Origin of the sequence: Mycobacterium sp. URHD0025 (genome assembly GCF_000426065.1) — a bacterium.
Taxonomy (GTDB): domain Bacteria; phylum Actinomycetota; class Actinomycetes; order Mycobacteriales; family Mycobacteriaceae; genus Mycobacterium.
Genome location: NZ_AUEQ01000011.1, coordinates 242,432 through 260,907 on the forward strand (window position 1 = coordinate 242,432; position 18,476 = coordinate 260,907).

Genomic DNA, 18,476 nt, shown 5'->3' on the forward strand with positions numbered 1-18,476 from the left:
TACCGCGTGGGAGGCAAACAGAACCCGGAACAACGCCGCCGCGAATTGTGCGATGCGGCAATCACTCTGCTGGCCCGCGAGGGCATCAAGGGTGTCACCCACCTGAAGGTCGACCGCAAGGCCGGCGTCGCAGACGGAACCACGTCGTTCTACTTCCGCACCAGCGCGGCGTTGATACGTGCCGCCGCCAACCGCATCGCCGATCTCGACCTGGCCGACCTCACCGCGGCCACCCGATCCGAAAACGACGGTGACGGCCCGTCGTCGGCAGCCGGCCTGGCCCGCCTGGTGATCCGCTCAGGAACCGGTGCGCGCCTGGTCCGCAGCAAGGCGCGCTATGAGCTGGTCATGCCCTCGAGCCGCGATGCCGCCCTGGCCGAGGCGTTCAGCCGCAATCAGGAGCGCTTCTTCGAGCTGCACCGTCACGTCGTGGCGGGGCTGTGCCCGGTGGGCACCGACTCGGCGACCATCGATGAAAAGGCTTATGTCCTGATGACTTTCATCAGCGGACTGATGCTCGCCCTGGCCCGTGGGGACCGCACGATCAGCTCCGGCGAACAGCTTCACGACATCATCACCGCGATCGTCGCGGCTCCCCTGCCGGCCTCACATCGCGAAGGAGTAGCCGCCGTTGACGGGTAGCGTCTGCCCCGTGATCCAGGAACCGTGGTCACTGGCCAGCAGGACCGCGAGATAGGCGACGTCCTCGGGCAGGCCGGGCCTGCGGATCGGGTAACGCGACAGGATCGCCTTCGCCTGTGGCGAGTCGGCCATCTCGGCCCACAGCGGTTCGGTGAGCGGTGTCCGCATGGTGCCCAGCGCGATGTTGTTGGCGGTGACGCCGTAGCGGCCGTTCTCCAGCGCGATCGACCGGGTCAGGCCCGCGGCCCCGGCTTTGGCCGCCGCGTATACCGCACCGCTGGCGTCCCCGGTCCGTCCCGCATCCGAGACGATGGTCACCACCCGGCCCCACTGCCGCTCGACCATCGTCGGCAGCACCGCCCGCGTGCAGTGCAGCACCCCGTAGAGATTCACCCGCAGGAACGGATCCCAGTCCGCCGGAGCGGATTCGGCGAACGGCATGCGGGCGGCGAAGCCCTCGGCCCCGGCGTTGCCCGCATTGTTCACCAGGATGTCCACCGGCCCCGCCGCTGTGATTGCCTGCGTGGCGGCGGCATAGTCGGTGACGTCGAACGGGACCGGCTCCGCATCGCCGCCCGCCTCCCGCAGCTCCGCGGCCACCGCCTCGGCGCGGTCCGAGCGGAGATCGTTGACCAGCACCGTGGCCCCGGCGGCGCCGAAGGCATCGGCAAGGCCACGGCCGACGCCCTGCCCGGCACCGGTGATCAACACCCGCCGGTGCGACAGATCGAATTGCAGCGTCATCGTCGGCCACGTCTCCTCTGGTTCGTTTCGGACAAACTATCGCATCAAATCTCTATATATGTAGAGTCTTGGCTACCGAAGTTGCCCGATCCCGGACGGAGCCGCAGTGCAATTCATCTTCAACCTGCCGCACATGCTGCGCCTGAAGGCAATGATGCAACCCTGGGAGGCGGCCGTGACCGGGGCCGACCAGACCCGGATGGCGAAACGGGCCGACGCGCTCGGCTACGACATGATCGCCGTACCCGAGCATTTCGCGATCCCCCACGACCACGTCGAATTGTCCGGCCCTCACTACCTGCAGTCCACGACAGCCCAGGCGTACCTGGCGGGAGCCACGTCCTCGATCTGCCTGAACTCCTGCATCACGGTGTTGCCACTCCAGCATCCGATCGTGCTCGCCAAGGCGCTGGCGACAGCGGACTGGATGAGCAGTGGGCGGATGATGGTCACTTTCGGTGTGGGTTGGCTGCAGCGCGAGTTCGAGCTGCTGGGCGTCCCGTTCCACGAACGCGGCCGGATCGCCGACGAGTATCTGGCCGCCATCATCGAGCTGTGGACCAGCGAAGCCCCTCGGTTCGAGGGCCGGTATGTGTCTTTCGACGACATCGCCGTTGAGCCCAAACCGGTTCAGAAACCACATCTTCCGGTGTGGATCGGTGGTGACGCCGATGCCTCCCTCCGCCGTGCTGCCAGATACGGCACAGGGTGGTGGTCCTTTCTCACCCCGCCCGAGCAGATCGCCGAGCGCATCGAATACCTCAAATCGCAGACGGGCTACGACGGACGACCGTTCGACGTCGTACACGGTATGGCGACCCGACGCGTCGGAGAGGGCCATACGGTGCGCATCGATCCAGATGCCCGGTCCGACATGAGCGCGCAGGAGATCGTCGACAGGTTGTGCTGGCTCGGCGAACAAGGCGTCACCGTCAGTGCCGTCCCACTGCCTGCTGTCAGTGGTGTCGACGAATACCTCGACTATGCCCAGTGGGTGATCGAGGAGATCAAACCAAAGGTGCCATAGAACTGGTGGTGGTCAAGGATCCAGATGGACCAAGGGCCCTATGCCCGCACCCGTGCAGCCCCTAGCCTGAAACCGTTCAGCCATAGGAGGGCACTGATGAGCGACCACGACGTTCGGATGATCATTCTGTCGACCGACGACCTGGATGAGTCGATCCGCTTCTACAGCGAGACACTGGGTATGCCGCTGAAGTTCCGCGATGGCGCCCACTTCGCCGCGCTCGACGGCGGCTCGCTGACCCTCGCGCTGGCTACATCGGTGGATCACCCGATCCCCGGCCAGGTCGTCGTCGGGATCAAGACCGCCGACGTGGATGGCGCGGCCAAGGCGATCGAGGCCAGCGGCGGCGGAATCATCAAGCACCCGTACGACGATGCGCACGAGCGCCGGGCCGTGGTCTACGACAACAAGGGCAACGGCCTGGTGTTCTACAGCCCGCTGGCCCGTTAGCCGGACACGGAAGCCGCGGCGTCGAGCAGGGTTTCGGCCAGCCGCGCGGCGGCCGGTGTCATCCGCTCGACCGGCGGAGCGGCCAGGTAGACCTGCCACACCGCCGGGTCGCGCAACGCAACGGTTCGCAGATCGCCGAAGCGGCGCGCCTCGGACGCCGGCATGAACGCGATGCCCAGACCGTTGCCGACCAGTTCGGCGATCGCGGCGAACCCGGCCGGAACCTCGTACTGCGTCTGCGGTTGCACACCGGCGCGGTGAAACGCGTCGTCCATCAGGCGCCGCAACCCGAATTCGGGTGGGAAGCCGACGAGCTCTTCGCCGGCCAGGTCCCCCAGCTCGAGACGGCGACGACGCGCCAAGGTGTGGTCGTCACGGCAGACGAACACCATCGGCTCCTCGAACAGCAGCTTCATGTCCAGCTGCGCCGGGAACCGGTTGGGCAGCGAGACCAGGGCCAGATCCAGCGAGCCCTCCAGGAGCGCTGCCAGATAGGCCGACGCACCCGATTGGCTCAGCCTCAACCGCAGCCGGACGAACGGGTGGGCACGGTGGAAGTCGCCGAGGGCACCGCCGACGTCGACCGGCCCATAGGAGATCAGCGAGCCGAATTCGACTGTACCCATGAGAGACCCGCGGAACTGACCGGCAGATTCGGCTGCCGCTCGGGCCGCATGCAGCACCTCGTAGGCGTGCGACCGGAAGGCCTCCCCCGCGGCGGTCAGACTGATCCGTTGCCGTGACCGGTCGAACAGCTCGACGCCGAGTTCACGCTCCAGCTTGGCGATCGAGGTCGACAACGCCGACTGCACGACATGCGCCCGCTCGGCGGCGCGGGTGAAACTCATCTCGCCGGCCACTGCGATGAAGTGTTCGATCTGTCGTAACTCCACGGTGTCAGACTATCTATCTTGGCGATGGGACTCATCATATTCAATCGTTGGACTTGATGTGCCCGGACGGGTGAGATGGACACCGAGACCCCGCGAGAAGGAGCAGCAACGGTGAACGGTTTGAGCAGAAGGAATTTCGGTTTCCTCACGGCCGCCGCGGCAGGCGCCGCGACACTCGCCGCCTGCGGCACCCCCGCGCCGCCTGCCGGCCCGGCCGGCCCTCCCTCGAAGCCGTCGCACACCCTGAACCCGGTCAAACAGATCGACGCCGGTGAGCTCAACGTCGGCTACACCGAGGCCGGCCCGGCCGACGGGCAACCGGTGATCCTGCTGCACGGCTGGCCCTATGACATCCACAGCTACGCCGATGCCTCGGCACCGCTCGCCGAACAGGGCTTCCGCGTGATCGTGCCCTACCTGCGCGGCTTCGGCTCCACCCGGTTCCGCTCCGCGAACACCGTGCGCAACGGTCAGCAGGCCGCACTCGCGCACGATGTCATCGCCCTGATGGACGCCCTCGACATTCGCGATGCCGTGCTCGGTGGGTACGACTGGGGCGGGCGCACCGCCAACAACGTCGCCGCGCTGTGGCCGCAGCGGTGCGCCGGTCTCGTCGCCGTCAGCGGCTATATCACCGTCAACCTGGCGGCCAATCTGAAACCGCTGTCACCGGAGGCCGAATTGGGCTGGTGGTACCAGTACTACTTCGCCACCCCGCGCGGTGAGCTCGGCTACCGCCAGAACACCAAGGAGTTCAACCGGTTGATCTGGACCAAGGCCTCACCGCTGTGGAAGTTCGATGACGCCACCTACGACCTGTCGGCCGCGTCGTTCGACAACCCCGACCATGTCGACATCGTGGTGCACAACTACCGGTGGCGGCTCAGCCTGGCCCCGGGCGAGCCCCGCTTCGACGCCGACGAGGCCCGGCTGGCCGGCAAGCCACCCGTCACCGTTCCGACGATCACGATCGGGTCCGACTTCGACGGTGCGGCCAAGGACGGAGCCGGCTACCGCGCGCTCTACACCGGGCCGTATGAACACCGCGTCCTCGACGGCATCGGGCACAACGTGCCCCAGGAGGCACCCGAGCAGTTCGCCGCGGCCATCGCCGACGTCAGCCGGATGGGCAGGCGCTGAACCCGGCGTTCAGGTGGTGTAGAGCGACAGATGGACGTAGACCTCGTCGGGTGAGCGTTCGTCCACGATCACCTCACGGTTCACCGTCCTGCCGCCCTTGGTGGTGATCCGGTCTTGCGCGTACAGCGGATTCGGGGCGCCCGACAACTCCGGTCCGGCGATCACCTCCGTGGTGCGGGGAATCTCCGATACCTGTGGCTGCCGGGTGAACTGCGACAACAACTCGGGCAGCTGAGCGGCATTCGTCCGCAGCGCCAGCCGGTGGCGGGTGTCGCGACCGGAATCGACATCCACGCCCAGCACCTCGACACCAGGCGGGAGCACCACGTCACCGAATTCCGCGGCGGCCTCCGCGGAGGACGGCATGCCCTTCCCGCCGTCGCCGGCAGTCGCGTCGCCCGATGTCGTCGAGCACGCGGTGAACAACAGTGCTGCTGCCAGCAACCATGACGCCAGCGCGGCGCATTTCTTGACCGTCATCGCGGGCCCCGTCATCGCTCGGCACCGAGGTCGCCCCGGTGATTCTGTTGTCGTCAGGGATACGGCCGTCCGGTCAACTTCCGGATCACGCGGATCTCGCCGTCCCGATACGGCCGACCATCGGCGTGGAACAAGTCATGGAACCAGACCCGTGGCGGTGTCTTGTAGGGCCGGTCCCAGGAATCCCACGGCAGATAGGTCTGCGTCTTACCCGCCACCAGACCCCAGGTGTACGCACCGACGTTGTGCCGTTTGGCGACCGGCAGAACCCCCTCTATGGTGCTGCCCTCGCCTCGCGCCAGGTACTCGGTGCACAGGATCGGCCGTCCCATCGGTGCCAGCTCGCCGATCCGGGCCTCGAATCCGACCGGATCGTCGTAGCTGTGGAACGTCACCACATCCGAGTGGTCCAGCTGGATCGTCGCCATCGCACTGCGCTTCAGCGGATCAGCCCATGGCCCGTCCCAAACACCGCTGGTCAGCGGCTGCACCGGGTTCACCGAGCGGGCCCAGGCGAATACCTGCGGCAAGAGGTCTTCGACGAGGCCCACCTTGTCCTGCCGTTCCACCTCCCGGTACGTGGCCGCGGGATTGTCGGGCTCGTTCCACAGGTCCCATCCCAACACCCGCTCGTCATGACGGAACTGGGTGATGACGCCGACGACATACTCACGCAAGGTTCGGCGGTACCGGCGGTCGTCCAGATGCTGCGCACCCGGACTCTGGACCCACACCGAGTTGTGTATTCCGGGCCGGGGCCGACGCTGGTGACCCAATCGGGGAAATGGATCCCAGCAGGAATCGAACAGCACGAACAGGGGTTTGATGCCGTGGCTGGATGCCAGAGCAACGAACTGGGCCAGTCGGTTCTGAAAACCCAGGTGGCCCTGAGCCCACAATTGATCGTGCAGGAACACCCGCACGGTGTTGAATCCGGCCAACCGGGCGATACGCAACTCGTTGTCGATCCGCTGCGGGTCATAGGTCTCGGGCTGGAACATCTCCAGTTGGTTGCCCGCGTTGGACGGAATGAAGTTGGCGCCCACCAGCCAGCCCTGCGCGGCATACCAGCGCTGCGCCCGCTCCGGTGACCAGCGGGGCCCCGGCCCGTCGGCCTGTGCGCGGGCCCGTGGCGCCCTGGACAGCGCCGCGGCCGCCGAAACGACCAACGGCACCTTGAACGCCGTGCGCCGAGCCACCTGACCGGCGACGCCTGACGTGATGCGCTGCGTAGAAATGCCAAACAAACTGTGTTCCTTACGATTTCATCATCATCGGCGTGCCTTGGATCGGCCGGGCATCGATCTGCCCACCCCTCGAGGTGTACCCGACTCCGGCCCGTGCCGCACGCCGCGCTGCCATGGTTTGGGGCGGACCACTTCGGGTACCTGTTGGCAATGGGCGATCGCATCGCGGAGCGTGGGGCTCCCGGACACTCTACGGACGCGGGGAGGCTCGGCGACGGTGCTGCTTTCCAGCGGCGATGGCCGGATAGCGCCCGGTAGCCCCGGTAGCGTGGCCATCGTGGACCTCCCAGACAACGGCAGAATCGACGCAGGCAACCTGACCGGAGTTTCGGAGACCGCACTGCTGACGCTGAGCGGCCGGGCCCACCAGGCCAGCCATCCCGATGCCATCATCGATGACCCGCTGGCGATCCAGCTCGCCGATGCGATCGAGTTCGACTTCGACAAGTTCGGCCGGCGCAAGGGCCAGGAGATGGCCCTGCGCTCGCTCGCCTTCGACAAGGCCGCCCGCGAGTACCTGACCGAACATCCTTCGGCCACCGTCGTGGCACTGGCCGAAGGACTGCAGACCAGTTTCTGGCGGCTCAGCGCGGCACTTTCGGACGCCCGGTTCCGTTGGCTGACAGTCGATTTCCCGCCGATCATCGCGCTGCGCGAGCTGCTGCTGCCCCACTCCGACCGCATCGGCACCCGGGCGCAGTCGGCACTGGACTTCAGCTGGATGGACGCGGTGGACACCACCGATGGGGTTTTCGTGACCGCCGAAGGGCTGCTGATGTACCTGCAGCCCGAGGAGGCCCTGGGCCTGATCACCGAGTGTGCGAAACGATTTCCCGGCGGGCAGATGATCTTCGACCTGCCGCCGGTGCTGGTGAAGAAGTTCGCCCCGAAGGGCATACGGTCCTCTCGGCGCTACCGTGTACCGCCGATGCCGTTCAGCCTGTCACCTGCCGAACTGGCGAACCTGGCGCACACCGTCCCGGGCATCAAGGCCGTACACGATCTGCCGATGCCCAGGGGACGAGGATGGTTCTTCGGCACCGTGTTTCCGACGTTCTGGCAGTTCAAGCCCACCAAGCAGATTCGCGGGGCCTACACGCTGCTGGAGTTCGGCTGACCAGCTGCGGGCCTCAACTTCGGCCGGCCAGCCGGGCGCGCTCGCGCATCGAGGCCACGACGCCGCCGTCGTTGAGGATGTCCGTGCCGGTGAGGTAACCGGCCCGCTCACTGATGCAGTAGGCCAGCAGATCGGCCATCTCCTCGGGCTTGCCCCACCGCGGCACAGCGGCATCGGCCACCAGGGCGCCTGCCCCGGCCTGTTCTTCCAACCGGCCCATCTCGGTGTCGATCGAGCCGGGCGAGACCGAGACGATGCGGATACCGCGGCCGTTGAACCGCTCGGCCTGCGACGAGCTGTACCACTTCACAAAGGCCTTGCTGATGGCATAGGAGAAACCGGACCTCATGTCCTCGGGAGCCATCCCGCAGGCCGCCAGCATTTCGGTGAGGAATGCGTCCTGATCCTGCAGTGCCAGCGGAAAGTGTTGCACCGGAATGGCTTCCTCGGGCAGCAGGTGGGCTGCCATCGACGCCACGTTGACAATGGCCGCGCCTTCGGCCGCGGACGCGAAGAAGGCCTCGTTCACATGGAGGGTGCCCAGCGCGTTGGTCCTCATGACGTACCCGGCATCACCCATGCTCGGACTGACCCCCGCCGCATGGACGACCGCGCCCACGTTGCCGAGCCCTGAGGCGGTCTCGAAAAGCCGATCGACGGCGGCGCGGTCCGTGACGTCGGCATTGACGATCGTAGCCGGGATACCGAGATCACCCAGGGCCGTGGCCGCGTCGTCGAGGCGCTCCTGTCGCACGTCGCACAACACCACCGCGTGGTCCCGGCCGACGACTTTGGCCGTCGCCAGCCCCATGCCACCCGCACCGCCTGTGATCACCGTCACCCGTGTCATGACAAGCACGGTATACCGGCAAAATCGCCGCGCGCGCCGGGGGCTCGAGCGACTGCTCAGCGGCAACATCGGCGGCGCGAGACATTTTCGCGGCGCAATCTGAGCGGCTCGCTGTGCGGACGCACCGAGCGGCATATAACGGTTAGTGATGGCAGATGGCCCGACGATGACGCTGGCGAACCGTTGTCGAACACCCGCGGCGGATCGCGCGCTATGACGTGCCCGTATTGCGGATCCCCGCTCGATGGGACCGACACCTGCAGCCGCTGCGGACAGATCCACACGTCGACGACAGGATGGCGACCGGACCCGACCGCGCGTCACGAAGGCCGCTACTTCGTCACCGGGCACCCGACGAACCGGGTACGCGACGGCAGGGCCGTGTCGACCGACCCCATCGGCGGCCGGATGCTGCCCGACTACCTGGAGCTGAAGACCTCCGGTATCCGGGCGACGTGGCTGGGAACCACCGCGGCCGCGGTGATCATCGTGATGACTGCCGCGGTGGTGTGGGTGCTACTGGTGGCAGGCCGCAGGCCACCACCCCCTCCGGAAGCCGGATACCTTGCAGCACTGCACGATTCCGGGCTCTTCGATCAGTTCAATTCCGATGCCAATGCGGTGGCCCACGGACGGCAGGTGTGCCGACGGCTGGAAGACGGCGAAGCCCAAGAGGGGTTGGCGGCCGACAAGATCGCCGTCGACACGTTCTGCCCGCATTTCTCCGAAGGTTTCCGTGTGCTTGAAAAAACCACCGTCACGGGCACTTTCATCCTCTCCGACAATGCCGGCGTGGACGGCATCGCCTCGGACGGGACGACGTGCCAGGGCGCGAACGGGTACTCCGACGTCAACCCCGGCACCATCGTCACGGTCAAGAACGGCAAAGGCGACGTGCTGGCGACCACCACCCTGGGGCCCGGTAAAGGCAGCGCCGCCAGCTGCACCTTCTCCTTCAGCGTGCCGTTGACCGAAGGTGAGGATCGCTACGTGCTTTCAGTGGGGCGTCGTGGCGAATTCAGCTACAGCTTCGAACAGCTTGTGGCCAAAGGGATCCAGATGCAGCTCGGTCAATGATGTTTGCGCGTTCAAATTTGCGAAAACCACGCCCCGGTACGGAACTGCGCCGTTGATCCGGGCTGTCATATCACGGCGTACACCGTCGATTGGACACGAAGCGATCACGAGTGCGGCTCGCTCACATGTCAACCGCGCATCCATCTGAAAACTTGTCTGGACTCCCAATTCTGGGAGTTCTACGGTTGCGCTCGTCACAATTCTCATCGGTGTAATTACCGCACGACCCGAAGGAGCTGATCGGGGATGGCCAACTTTGCTCACATCACGGTCAAAACTGTCGTCAGCGCTGGATTGTGCATGACCGCGTTGGCGACCGCCGTAGCGCTGAGTCCGCACGCGGCAGCCGCGCTACAGCTCAAGACAGGCGGCTACAAGTGCGTCGATGCCGCTGCCGGCGCCGCACCTGTAGCCGGCGCACCGCTGTGTGCGGCTGCCGCGGTCGAAGCCGCCGGCGTCGTGCCCGCAGCGGCGCCCGCAGCCATCCCCCCGGTGCCAGTCGCGGCACCGCCCGTGGTCCCACCGGTACCGCTCGCACCGCCGGTCGTCCCGCCGGTACCGCTGGCGCCACCGGTGCCGGTCGTGCCGGCAGCGGCTCCTGTCCCCGCGGCAGCTCCCATCGCCGCTCCGGTGGCCGTCGCAGCGGGCACCGGAAAGGGCGTGCCTACCGTTTCGCCCGGTGGCGGGCCGGTGGCGGGGACACCCACACTGCCCGGTCCCGCGAACTGATCGGTGGCGGGCTGATCGCCCCGACCCAGTAGGCGGCATGAGTAAGGCGCCCGGCTCACCGGCCGGGCGCCTTACTCATGCCGTGTTTTCTTGCCTGACAGCGAGATTCGCTACTCCTGCACGATCACCGGATCGCCGACGTTGACGGTGTTGAAGTACCATTCGGCGGCCGCCGGGATCAGGCTGATGCAGCCGTGGCTGGTGTTGTCCAGTCCCATCGACGGGACAGCCCACGGCGCCGAGTGCACGAACAGGCCACGATGGGTGAAGCGGACCGCGTAATCCACGTCGAGGAGATAACCGTCAGGGGCGTCGACGGGAATGCCGACGCTGCTCGAATCCATCTTCACCGTGCGGTCTTTCCCCAGGACGGTGTAGGTGCCGACCGGAGTCGGATAGTCCGGACGGCCCATCGAGGCCAGCAGCACCCCCGGCTCGCCGGCATGCGGCAGGTGGTGCGGTGCCGGAAGGGCGATCGGCGGGTCTTCGGCCATCCCGTCGATGGTCACGGTGAAGGTGTGGTCGGAGATGTCGGCGACACCGACAACCGCTGGGCCGGTTTGAAATTCGGTCCGCATGCCGCCGACCGACAGCATCACCGTGCTGTGTGCCGGCCAGAACTGCTCCGGAGTCCACGACACGACCTTGGCATCGAGCCACTCATAGGTGCCGGTACGCGCGGGAGTGGAGTTCAGCCCGAGCGCACGTTCGACAGATGACCGGTTGGTCACCGGGTTCTTGAATGTCACCACCACGGGATGGCCCACGCCCACGACGGCGCCCTTGGCCGGCGCGATCGATTCGATGGTCGAGGTCAGCGGCAGACTCACCGCCGCCGGGTCGACGCTATCGGTGGCTCCGGAGAAGAAGGCCATGACGATCACGACCGATACGAGAACACCCTGAAAAACCGCGCGCATCAATTCGATCCCTCTGCGATGTCCCCATGATCTTGAACGTTGTCATGGTATTGGTTCGCAGCTGTCCGAATGTGTAGTCACACGTAGGCAATTCGGTCAAGCGTTCGTCACGTTTCGGCCACGGCACCGAGCCGCGGCATCAGTCCCCGACGAGCTCGCCGGCCGCCGAGTTCAACGCGAGGACCCGAGCGCACGAAAGCGGGGTCACGAGGTTGTTGGCCCGCAAGCCCGAGGGCAGCGGTCGCTGAGATTCGCGGTCGGTCGCGTCGTCGTCGGCCTCGGGCCGGTAAGACGATGGGTGCCTGCGCTTGGCCGCGGCGAGCTCACGGGAGTAGCGCTGCGACGAACACCAGAGTGGATGTGTCGCCAACTCGATGACCGTCGAGCCGGCAGCTTTTGTCGCCATTTTCCCTGACCTCCAGCGGAGCTTCACGGCACTTCTACACAGTGCCAAGCGTGCTCGGCCAAGCTGAGACGAAGCATCGGGTTGGCCGTGTACACCTTAAGGATCCCTCTTAAGCTGCGTTTACACACTGAAAGATCGCCGACAGAGACGTATTTCACACTCACCGATTTGACATCTTCCACCGCAGTTGTTTGCTGTCGGCGGACGCCCAAAGTCCCTGATCGACCGATCAAGATCATCGCGGCAGGCACTGCCAGCAATCCCGCATCGGCCGACGCGACAGGTCCCTGTCCGAGGGGCCTGCCACAATCGCAGCATCTTCTTACATTCGCAAGAAACCCGCACGTCGGAAGTGCACACAAGTTAAGGAACCGCGCCAGCGAACGCGCCGCCGTTAGCCCCGTCGATGCAGAATCGTTACCTATCCCTTACCCTGTCCGGTGGCCGAGCTCCCCTGCTGGAACGTCAATTAGCTCGGTGAAGGGTGGTACGGCTGTGGATGCGAATGATCCGAGCGTCGGAGAACATGCGCGTCCGACCGTGACTCGGGCGTCCCGCGCGTCCATCGAAAGCTGGCCGCTGCGATGGAAGGTCGCGGCGACCTTGGTGTTGCCGATCCTGCTCGCGGCGACGTTCGGCGCAGTCCGTATCTACAACGAGCTGTCGGCCGCCTCGCGGCTGAACCTCGCGTCCGACAACGCCGTCATCGTCGTGCCCGCGGTGGAGTTGGTCGACCGGCTCGACGGCCTGGCCTACGCGGCCGCCTCGGGCGCACCGCTCGAAGAGCCCCTCGCACAGTTCGACCAGAGCGCGAAGACCCTGGACGCTCTGATCACCTCCGCCGAGTTCGACCCGACAGCCGCGGCGCAGCTGACGACAGCGTCGTCGACCGCCAAGACGCTGCGCGACGACCTCACATCGGGCCCGCTGCCGCAGCGGGTGATCGCCGAGCGCGCGTCCAACGTGGCGTCCGGCGTCGTGTCCGCGATCGCCACGACCACCGGGACGGTCGATGACCGCGTCGTGCGGCCGCTCGCGGACCAACTCGTGGACGCACTGACCGCGCAACGGGCATTGACGACGCAGCGGGTCCTGATCGCCGCCCCCGATTTCGGCGATTCGGACGAGCTACGCACCGAGGTGGCCGACGCCGCGGGTGCGGAAGCAGCCGCCATAGACCGACTCGGCCGGCTGACACCCACCGACGAAGTCGCGACGTTATCCAAGGAATCCGACGTCCGGCGCCACACCTACACCGAACCTTCCGGCGACAGCGTGCACGCGCCCGCGTTCACCGGCGCGATGCGGGCAAGCGTCGATCAATACCGCGCGATGACGCAACGCCTGTCCGCCGATCTCGACGGCACGCTGCACCACCGAGCCAATGTGTTGCGGTCCGATGCCCTGCGTGACACCGCGATCATCCTCGGCGCCGTGCTGGCCGCCCTGGTCTTCGCTCTCGCGGTCGGGCGTTCACTCATCCGCTCGATCGGCCGGCTGCGCCAGGGCGCACTGCAGGTGGCACAGGTCGAGCTGCCCGAGGAGATCGAACGGCTCAGCAAGGGCGGCGGCATGCCGGAGATCCAGACGCTGCCCTTCCGCACCAACGAAGAGGTCGGTCAGCTCGCGCGCGCGATCGACGACATCCACTCCCAGGCGGTTCGCCTCGCCAGTGAGCACGGTGTCCGCCTGCAGATCGGCGACATGTTCGAAACCCTGTCGCGCCGAAGCAGGTCACTGGTCGAGGAGCAGCTGGCACTCATCGAGACCCTCGAGCTCGACGAGGAAGATCCCGTCCGGCTCGATCACCTCTTCCGGCTCGATCACCTGGCGACGCGCATGCGCCGCAACGGCGACAACCTGCTGGTTCTCGCCGACACCGTGGAACGCCACCGCATGTCGCCCCCTGTTGCCCTGCCCGACATGCTGCGCGCCGCGATGTCCGAGGTCGAGGAGTATCGCCGGGTGCAGGTCGGCCACATGGCCGACGTCTCGATCGCCGGTTCGGCGGCAGGCGATATCGGCCACCTGATCGCCGAACTCCTCGACAATGCGCTGCGGTACTCGCCGCCCGAGTCACCGGTGATGGTGACCGTCGGGCGCGCGGTCGACGCCGGCCTGCTGGTCGAGGTGGCCGACCGGGGACTGGGCATGTCCAAGGACGACTTGACCGCAGCGAACGAACGCCTCGCGCTCGGTGGTGAGGTGACGTCCGAAACCGCCAAGCGAATGGGCCTTTTCGTGGTCGGCCGGCTGGCGCGACGCCACGAGGCCACGGTGCGGCTGCGGACCACCGCAGCCCTGACCGATCGGCCCGGTGTGACGGCGAGCGTGCACCTACCCGGGACGCTGATCTCAGCGATCGGGATGACCGAGACCCTCGACGACCTGCGCACCGGCTCGTTCGCCGAACCTGCCCCGGGAGAATCCCGGTCGGGTTCCGCCGGAGACGGGCGGGGCGCACTCGCAGCCGGCACGCTCGGCCAGACGAGCGGCTCGCAAGCCACCTCGCAGCCCGAGCGCGAAGCCGAGGCCCCGGTCCGGGCGACCACCAACGGACTGCCGAAACGCTCGCCCGGCGCCAGTGGCGTGAACGGCTTCCCGGCCCCTTCGAACGGGCTCACCGCCCCGGCGCCGGCCGCCGCAGCCGAGGAACCCGAGCGGCAGCAGCGCGGGAATCCGCTGTCCTACTTCACCTCGGGCAATTCCGAATCCGCCATCTCGAATCCACCGAGCCCGGAACCCCCATCAGCTACAGAATCCACGTGGCTCGACGTCGATGCGGAAAGTTTGGAGAGTGCGCCGATCTTCGAGCGGATGGCCTCGGAATGGCTGATGGATCCCACGGCGCCGGAATCCCGCCAACGGGTATGGACCAGCTCCGCCGACGCGGGCTGGGAGGCCGCGGCCAAGGCCGTCGAGCAGGAACCGAAGCGGCACACCGCATCCGGACTGCCGATTCGCGAACGCGGAGCGCGCCTGGTGCCCGATGAGGCAAGATCGGAAACCCAGGCCAGGGCCGACGGGTCCAACGATCCCGCGGCCATCCGCGACATCCTGAGCCGACAGTTGGCCGGCGTACGCAGGGGCCGGGCCGAGACCGACGCAGCACAGAGCCGAATCGAAGGAGATCGATGAACACCGGCACGCAACCACATGAACGGTCCGCGGAGTCTGCTGCAACACGGTCGAAAACCTCAGGCACCCTCGACTGGTTCGTGTCGAACTTCGTCCGTGACGTGCCGGGTGTGTCCCACGCGATCCTGGTGTCGGCGGACGGACTGCTGATGGCCGCGAACTCCCACCTCCCGGCCGATCGTGCCGAGCAACTGGCCGCGGTCACCTCAGGTTTGGCGAGCTTGTCGACCGGTGCCGCCCGATTGTTCGAGGCCGGCAACGTACGGCAGTCGATCGTCGAGATGGACGACGGGTTCCTGCTGTTGATGGGCGTCGGCAACGGCTCGTATCTGGCCACCCTGGCCTCGATCTCGTGCGACATCGGACAGGTCGGATACGAGATGGCGTTGTTGGTCGACCGGGTGGGCAAGACCGTCGAGGCGACCCCGCGCGCCGCCCATGGAGCTCGATGACCCTGAGCATGGACAGACCCGACCAGAAACGGTCCGCGAGTCGCGCGCGGCCGTACACCCTGACCGGCGGACGAACCCGAGCCCGGGTCGAGGTGCCGATCGAAGCGCCGGTGGAGGCCTTGCTGTCAGCCGCCGACCTCGACTGCGCGCCGGGCGACATCCCCGCCGTCATCGTCCGGCTGTGCGAGACCCGGCCGTCGATCGCCGAGATCTCGGCCTACGCCGGCCTACCCATCGGGGTGACGCGAGTACTGGTGAGCGATCTGGTGGACAGCGGCCACCTACGCGTCCACGCCACCCTGACCGACCGCTCGACCGTTGCAGAACGGCGCCTACTGATCGAAAGGACCCTCAGTGGATTACGCGCACTCTGACTCCGGCCCCACCGTGTCATCGACGAAGATCGTGATTGCCGGCGGCTTCGGCGTCGGCAAGACCACGTTCGTCGGTTCGGTGTCGGAGATCGTGCCGTTGCGCACCGAGGCGCTCGTCACCAACGCCTCGCAGGGCCACGACGACCTCGAGGCGATCCCCGGCAAGGAAACCACCACGGTCGCCATGGATTTCGGCCGCATCACGATCGCCGACGACCTGGTGCTGTATCTCTTCGGTACACCCGGGCAGCGGCGGTTCTGGTTCATGTGGGACGACCTGGTCCATGGCGCGATCGGCGCCGTGGTGCTCGTCGACACCCGCAGGCTCGAGGACAGCTTCGCGGCTGTCGACTTCTTCGAGGCCCGCAGCCTGCCGTTCCTGATCGCCGTCAACGAGTTCGACGACTCCCCCACCCACAGCATCGACGAGCTGCGTGAGGCGCTGTCCGTCTCACCGAACGTACCCATCATCAACGTCGATGCACGGGAACGTGATTCGGCGAAAAACGCGCTTATCGCCGTCACCTCCTACGCGCTGGACCGCCTGCCGTCCACAGCGTTCTAGCTCCACCGCCCCACCAGTCCCACAGTCTCGAGGAACCAACCATGAACCACCAAGTACATCACTTCGACATGGGCCTCTGGCTGCTGTTCCTGGCGTACATCGTCTCGGTGACCGGGTCCGTCGTCGGTCTGGCCTGCACCCGTTGCGGTGCCACCGCAACCAGCGGACGCGATCGGCTCCGCTGGTTGCTGATGGCCTCGATCGCCATTGGCGGAGTGGGCATCTGGCTCATGCACTTCATCGCGATGCTCGGCTTCGCGATTCCCAGCAGCATGGTCCGGTACCACTTGGGCTGGACGGTCGCCTCGGCCGTCATCGCAATCGCCGCGGTGTTCGTCGGACTGATCACCATCGGCCGGGAGTTCGATCTGCGCCGCCTGCTGGCCGGCGGTGTGATCACCGGACTGGCGGTCGCGGTGATGCACTACACCGGCATGTGGGCAGTGCAGATGCAGGGCACGATGACCTACGACACCACCCTTGTCGTCCTCTCCTTCGTGATCGCCGTGGTCGCGGCGACGGCCGCGTTGTGGTTCACCCTCGTCCTCGAATCACGCGGACTGCGATTCGTCGCCGGCCTGGTGATGGGTGTCGCCGTCGTCGGCATGCACTACACCGGCATGGCCGCGGTGCGGGTGAACGTCGACCACACGATGCCGGTTCCCGGTGGCCCCGAGGTGTTCTCGTTCCTGTTCCCGGTCTTCGTGATCGGTCTTCTCGCACTCGTCGTCCCGATCACCGCGGTGATGCTGGCACCCGACACCAGTGGCGAGGACAGCGAATCCGAGCCTCGCCCCGTCGCCGCGGCGGGCGGACGACACCGGTAGACCCGGCCACCTCTCGGCGAGCGGACGCGGAGGACCTCAGCCTGCGATCAGATCGTCGATCTGGTTGATCGCCAATGTGGCCCCCTCGACCACGCCCATGTCCAACACCTGCTGAAGCGCATCGGCCGACTCGTAGGTGGCCACATAGACCGCCCGAGTTCCGCCGTCGTGCTCGGCGAAGGTGTAGACGTTCTTGGACACCGGCATATCGGGATTCGGCTTGAAGTCCGCATCGGCGAAACCGTCATCGAACGAGAAGCTCGTCGGCTCGTCGACAGCGGTGATGTCCCAGTATCCGGCGTACTTGTTGCCGTCCGGGTCGGTCATGAAGTACGTGGTGCGGCCGCCGGGCTTGAGGTCGTGGTCAACCACTGTCGCGGGACAGGTCGGCGGCCCCCAAACCTTCTCCAGTTGACGCGGATCGGCGTAGACCTGCCAGATGCGCTGTACAGGCGCCGCGAAGTCGGCGGTGATGGTGAGCGTCAGGTTGTCGAGGTCGTGTTGGACATCGGTTACGGGCATGGTTCAGTCCTCCTTGGTATCTGATGCGATCAGTTCATCGATGCGTGCGATGCGGCCACGCCAAACGTGTTCCAGCTCAGTCAACATGGACGCCACCGACCGCACTGCCTCCACATCGCCACTGGCCAGCTGCTCACGACCATTGCGTCGCTTGGTGATCAGCCCGGCCTTCTCCAGCACGGCGACATGTTTTTGCACTGCGGCGAAGCTCATCTCGTACTTCGCCGCAAGCACCGAGACCGAATGCTCCCCGGCCAGCACCCGGCGCATGATGTCTCGCCTGGTCCGGTCGGCGAGCGCGTGGAACAGGGCGTCTGCCCGGTCCTCATCGCTCTCGGTCACCTCACCAACATACAACCATTTGGTTGTATGTTGTCAAGAGCGCAGGCGCCACCGGTTGGGCGATCGGGTGCGACCGACCACCCAGTGGCCCTGACTAACCCCAATAGGAGAAGTTGCACACCGGGTTCACCTCGGTCTTGAACGACACAAGTTTGTCGCCGTCCATCATGATCGTGCAGGTGAGTGGGGCGCTCCCGCCGTCCGCGGCCACTTCCGACTCCAGTTCGTCGTAGACGGAGTACTGCTTTTCCCACGGAAGCGTCACATCCGTCTCCGTCTGCTCCGCACCACCATTGATCCGGTAGCGGATGGTCACCGGAGCGCTGCCGCCGGTCACCTTCATGACCGCCGTGCCCACCGGTGCACCAGTCGGCGGGGCCGCCTCGGGAGACTCGGACGCCGTGGCGCTCGTCGTCTTCGCCACGGGCGTTCCCGTAGTCGTGGTGCATCCGGCGGCCACCGCGGCGGCCGACACCACACTGACACTCACCCAGACCAGACTCCCGCATCGGCGCATAGCTGAGACTACGACGA

Annotated in this window: 22 protein-coding genes; 12 read left to right on the top strand and 10 right to left on the bottom strand. The window is 66.4% G+C overall.

Going from position 1 to position 18,476, the window contains the following annotated elements:
• Window positions 1–6: 6 nt before the first annotated feature.
• Window positions 7–642 (top strand): TetR/AcrR family transcriptional regulator, encoded by a 636-nt coding sequence (locus H977_RS0118115; RefSeq protein WP_029109180.1) that lies wholly within the window; start codon window positions 7–9, stop codon window positions 640–642.
• Here the strand turns inward: H977_RS0118115 and H977_RS0118120 are convergent.
• Window positions 607–1,386: an SDR family NAD(P)-dependent oxidoreductase gene (locus H977_RS0118120; RefSeq protein ID WP_029109181.1), complete on the bottom strand. Its 780-nt coding sequence runs from the start codon at window positions 1,384–1,386 to the stop codon at window positions 607–609. The genes H977_RS0118115 and H977_RS0118120 overlap by 36 nt on opposite strands.
• 106 nt (window positions 1,387–1,492) lie before the next feature.
• Here H977_RS0118120 and H977_RS0118125 point away from each other — a divergent pair, with 106 nt between their 5' ends.
• Both H977_RS0118125 and H977_RS0118130 read left to right on the top strand, forming a co-directional pair.
• The gene (locus tag H977_RS0118125) at window positions 1,493–2,413 is read left to right on the top strand and encodes a TIGR03619 family F420-dependent LLM class oxidoreductase (RefSeq protein WP_029109182.1); all 921 of its coding nucleotides are present in this window, start codon (window positions 1,493–1,495) and stop codon (window positions 2,411–2,413) included.
• 96 nt (window positions 2,414–2,509) lie between these two features.
• Entirely contained in the window at window positions 2,510–2,863 is a 354-nt protein-coding gene (locus H977_RS0118130) for a VOC family protein (RefSeq protein WP_029109183.1), read from the top strand.
• On the opposite strand, the gene H977_RS0118135 is transcribed toward H977_RS0118130, so the two are convergent.
• On the bottom strand, window positions 2,860–3,756 hold the full coding sequence (locus H977_RS0118135; RefSeq protein ID WP_029109184.1) for a LysR family transcriptional regulator: 897 nt from the start codon (window positions 3,754–3,756) through the stop codon (window positions 2,860–2,862). The two genes, H977_RS0118130 and H977_RS0118135, sit on opposite strands and share 4 nt — an antisense overlap.
• Window positions 3,757–3,831: 75 nt before the next feature.
• On the opposite strand from H977_RS0118135, the gene H977_RS0118140 reads away from it, so the two are divergent.
• Window positions 3,832–4,896 (top strand): alpha/beta fold hydrolase, encoded by a 1,065-nt coding sequence (locus H977_RS0118140; protein WP_051288920.1) that lies wholly within the window; start codon window positions 3,832–3,834, stop codon window positions 4,894–4,896.
• 9 nt (window positions 4,897–4,905) lie between these two features.
• Here H977_RS0118140 and H977_RS0118145 read toward each other — a convergent pair whose 3' ends face one another.
• Window positions 4,906–5,376: a hypothetical protein gene (locus H977_RS0118145; RefSeq protein ID WP_029109186.1), complete on the bottom strand. Its 471-nt coding sequence runs from the start codon at window positions 5,374–5,376 to the stop codon at window positions 4,906–4,908.
• Between the two features lie 53 nt (window positions 5,377–5,429).
• Window positions 5,430–6,575 carry a glycoside hydrolase 5 family protein gene (locus H977_RS0118150; RefSeq protein ID WP_029109187.1) on the bottom strand — a complete coding sequence of 382 codons (1,146 nt, stop codon included), beginning with the start codon at window positions 6,573–6,575 and terminating at the stop codon, window positions 5,430–5,432.
• 325 nt (window positions 6,576–6,900) lie between these two features.
• On the opposite strand from H977_RS0118150, the gene H977_RS0118155 reads away from it, so the two are divergent.
• A complete protein-coding gene (locus H977_RS0118155; RefSeq protein ID WP_081681775.1) occupies window positions 6,901–7,740 on the top strand; it encodes a class I SAM-dependent methyltransferase in 840 nt (279 codons plus the stop codon).
• 13 nt (window positions 7,741–7,753) lie between these two features.
• On the opposite strand, the gene H977_RS0118160 is transcribed toward H977_RS0118155, so the two are convergent.
• Window positions 7,754–8,590 (bottom strand): SDR family oxidoreductase, encoded by an 837-nt coding sequence (locus H977_RS0118160; protein WP_029109189.1) that lies wholly within the window; start codon window positions 8,588–8,590, stop codon window positions 7,754–7,756.
• A 213-nt stretch (window positions 8,591–8,803) separates the two neighbouring features.
• On the opposite strand from H977_RS0118160, the gene H977_RS0118165 reads away from it, so the two are divergent.
• Together H977_RS0118165 and H977_RS0118170 are read left to right on the top strand one after the other, a co-directional pair.
• Window positions 8,804–9,667: a DUF732 domain-containing protein gene (locus tag H977_RS0118165; RefSeq protein WP_029109190.1), complete on the top strand. Its 864-nt coding sequence runs from the start codon at window positions 8,804–8,806 to the stop codon at window positions 9,665–9,667.
• A 246-nt stretch (window positions 9,668–9,913) separates the two neighbouring features.
• Window positions 9,914–10,396 (top strand): hypothetical protein, encoded by a 483-nt coding sequence (locus H977_RS0118170; protein ID WP_029109191.1) that lies wholly within the window; start codon window positions 9,914–9,916, stop codon window positions 10,394–10,396.
• 110 nt (window positions 10,397–10,506) lie between these two features.
• Here H977_RS0118170 and H977_RS0118175 read toward each other — a convergent pair whose 3' ends face one another.
• On the bottom strand, window positions 10,507–11,316 hold the full coding sequence (locus H977_RS0118175; protein ID WP_029109192.1) for a L,D-transpeptidase: 810 nt from the start codon (window positions 11,314–11,316) through the stop codon (window positions 10,507–10,509).
• 139 nt (window positions 11,317–11,455) lie between these two features.
• Window positions 11,456–11,722, bottom strand: a complete 267-nt coding sequence (locus H977_RS0118180; RefSeq protein ID WP_029109193.1) for a hypothetical protein — start codon at window positions 11,720–11,722, stop codon at window positions 11,456–11,458.
• 540 nt (window positions 11,723–12,262) lie between these two features.
• Here H977_RS0118180 and H977_RS33430 point away from each other — a divergent pair.
• From H977_RS33430 to H977_RS0118205, 5 genes are read left to right on the top strand one after another with little or no spacing between them, the layout of a single operon-like run.
• Window positions 12,263–14,860 (top strand): ATP-binding protein, encoded by a 2,598-nt coding sequence (locus H977_RS33430; protein WP_155946702.1) that lies wholly within the window; start codon window positions 12,263–12,265, stop codon window positions 14,858–14,860.
• Window positions 14,857–15,312 (top strand): roadblock/LC7 domain-containing protein, encoded by a 456-nt coding sequence (locus tag H977_RS0118190; RefSeq protein ID WP_231395991.1) that lies wholly within the window; start codon window positions 14,857–14,859, stop codon window positions 15,310–15,312. Before H977_RS33430 ends, H977_RS0118190 begins: the two co-directional genes overlap by 4 nt.
• The gene (locus tag H977_RS0118195) at window positions 15,309–15,686 is read left to right on the top strand and encodes a DUF742 domain-containing protein (protein ID WP_155946703.1); all 378 of its coding nucleotides are present in this window, start codon (window positions 15,309–15,311) and stop codon (window positions 15,684–15,686) included. Before H977_RS0118190 ends, H977_RS0118195 begins: the two co-directional genes overlap by 4 nt.
• A complete protein-coding gene (locus tag H977_RS0118200) occupies window positions 15,667–16,251 on the top strand; it encodes a GTP-binding protein (RefSeq protein WP_029109196.1) in 585 nt (194 codons plus the stop codon). The genes H977_RS0118195 and H977_RS0118200 overlap by 20 nt, the downstream gene beginning before the upstream one ends.
• A 41-nt stretch (window positions 16,252–16,292) precedes the next feature.
• Window positions 16,293–17,078 carry an MHYT domain-containing protein gene (locus H977_RS0118205; protein ID WP_029109197.1) on the top strand — a complete coding sequence of 262 codons (786 nt, stop codon included), beginning with the start codon at window positions 16,293–16,295 and terminating at the stop codon, window positions 17,076–17,078.
• A 36-nt stretch (window positions 17,079–17,114) separates the two neighbouring features.
• Here the strand turns inward: H977_RS0118205 and H977_RS0118210 are convergent, their stop codons facing one another.
• The 3 genes from H977_RS0118210 to H977_RS0118220 all read right to left on the bottom strand — a co-directional run bounded on the left by H977_RS0118210 (window position 17,115) and on the right by H977_RS0118220 (window position 18,432).
• Complete coding sequence (locus H977_RS0118210; protein ID WP_029109198.1) at window positions 17,115–17,600, bottom strand: SRPBCC family protein; 486 nt, start codon at window positions 17,598–17,600, stop codon at window positions 17,115–17,117.
• Window positions 17,601–17,603: 3 nt separating this feature from the next.
• Window positions 17,604–17,942: an ArsR/SmtB family transcription factor gene (locus H977_RS0118215; RefSeq protein WP_029109199.1), complete on the bottom strand. Its 339-nt coding sequence runs from the start codon at window positions 17,940–17,942 to the stop codon at window positions 17,604–17,606.
• Between the two features lie 94 nt (window positions 17,943–18,036).
• Entirely contained in the window at window positions 18,037–18,432 is a 396-nt protein-coding gene (locus H977_RS0118220; protein WP_231395992.1) for a hypothetical protein, read from the bottom strand.
• Between the last annotated feature and the right edge of the window lie 44 nt (window positions 18,433–18,476).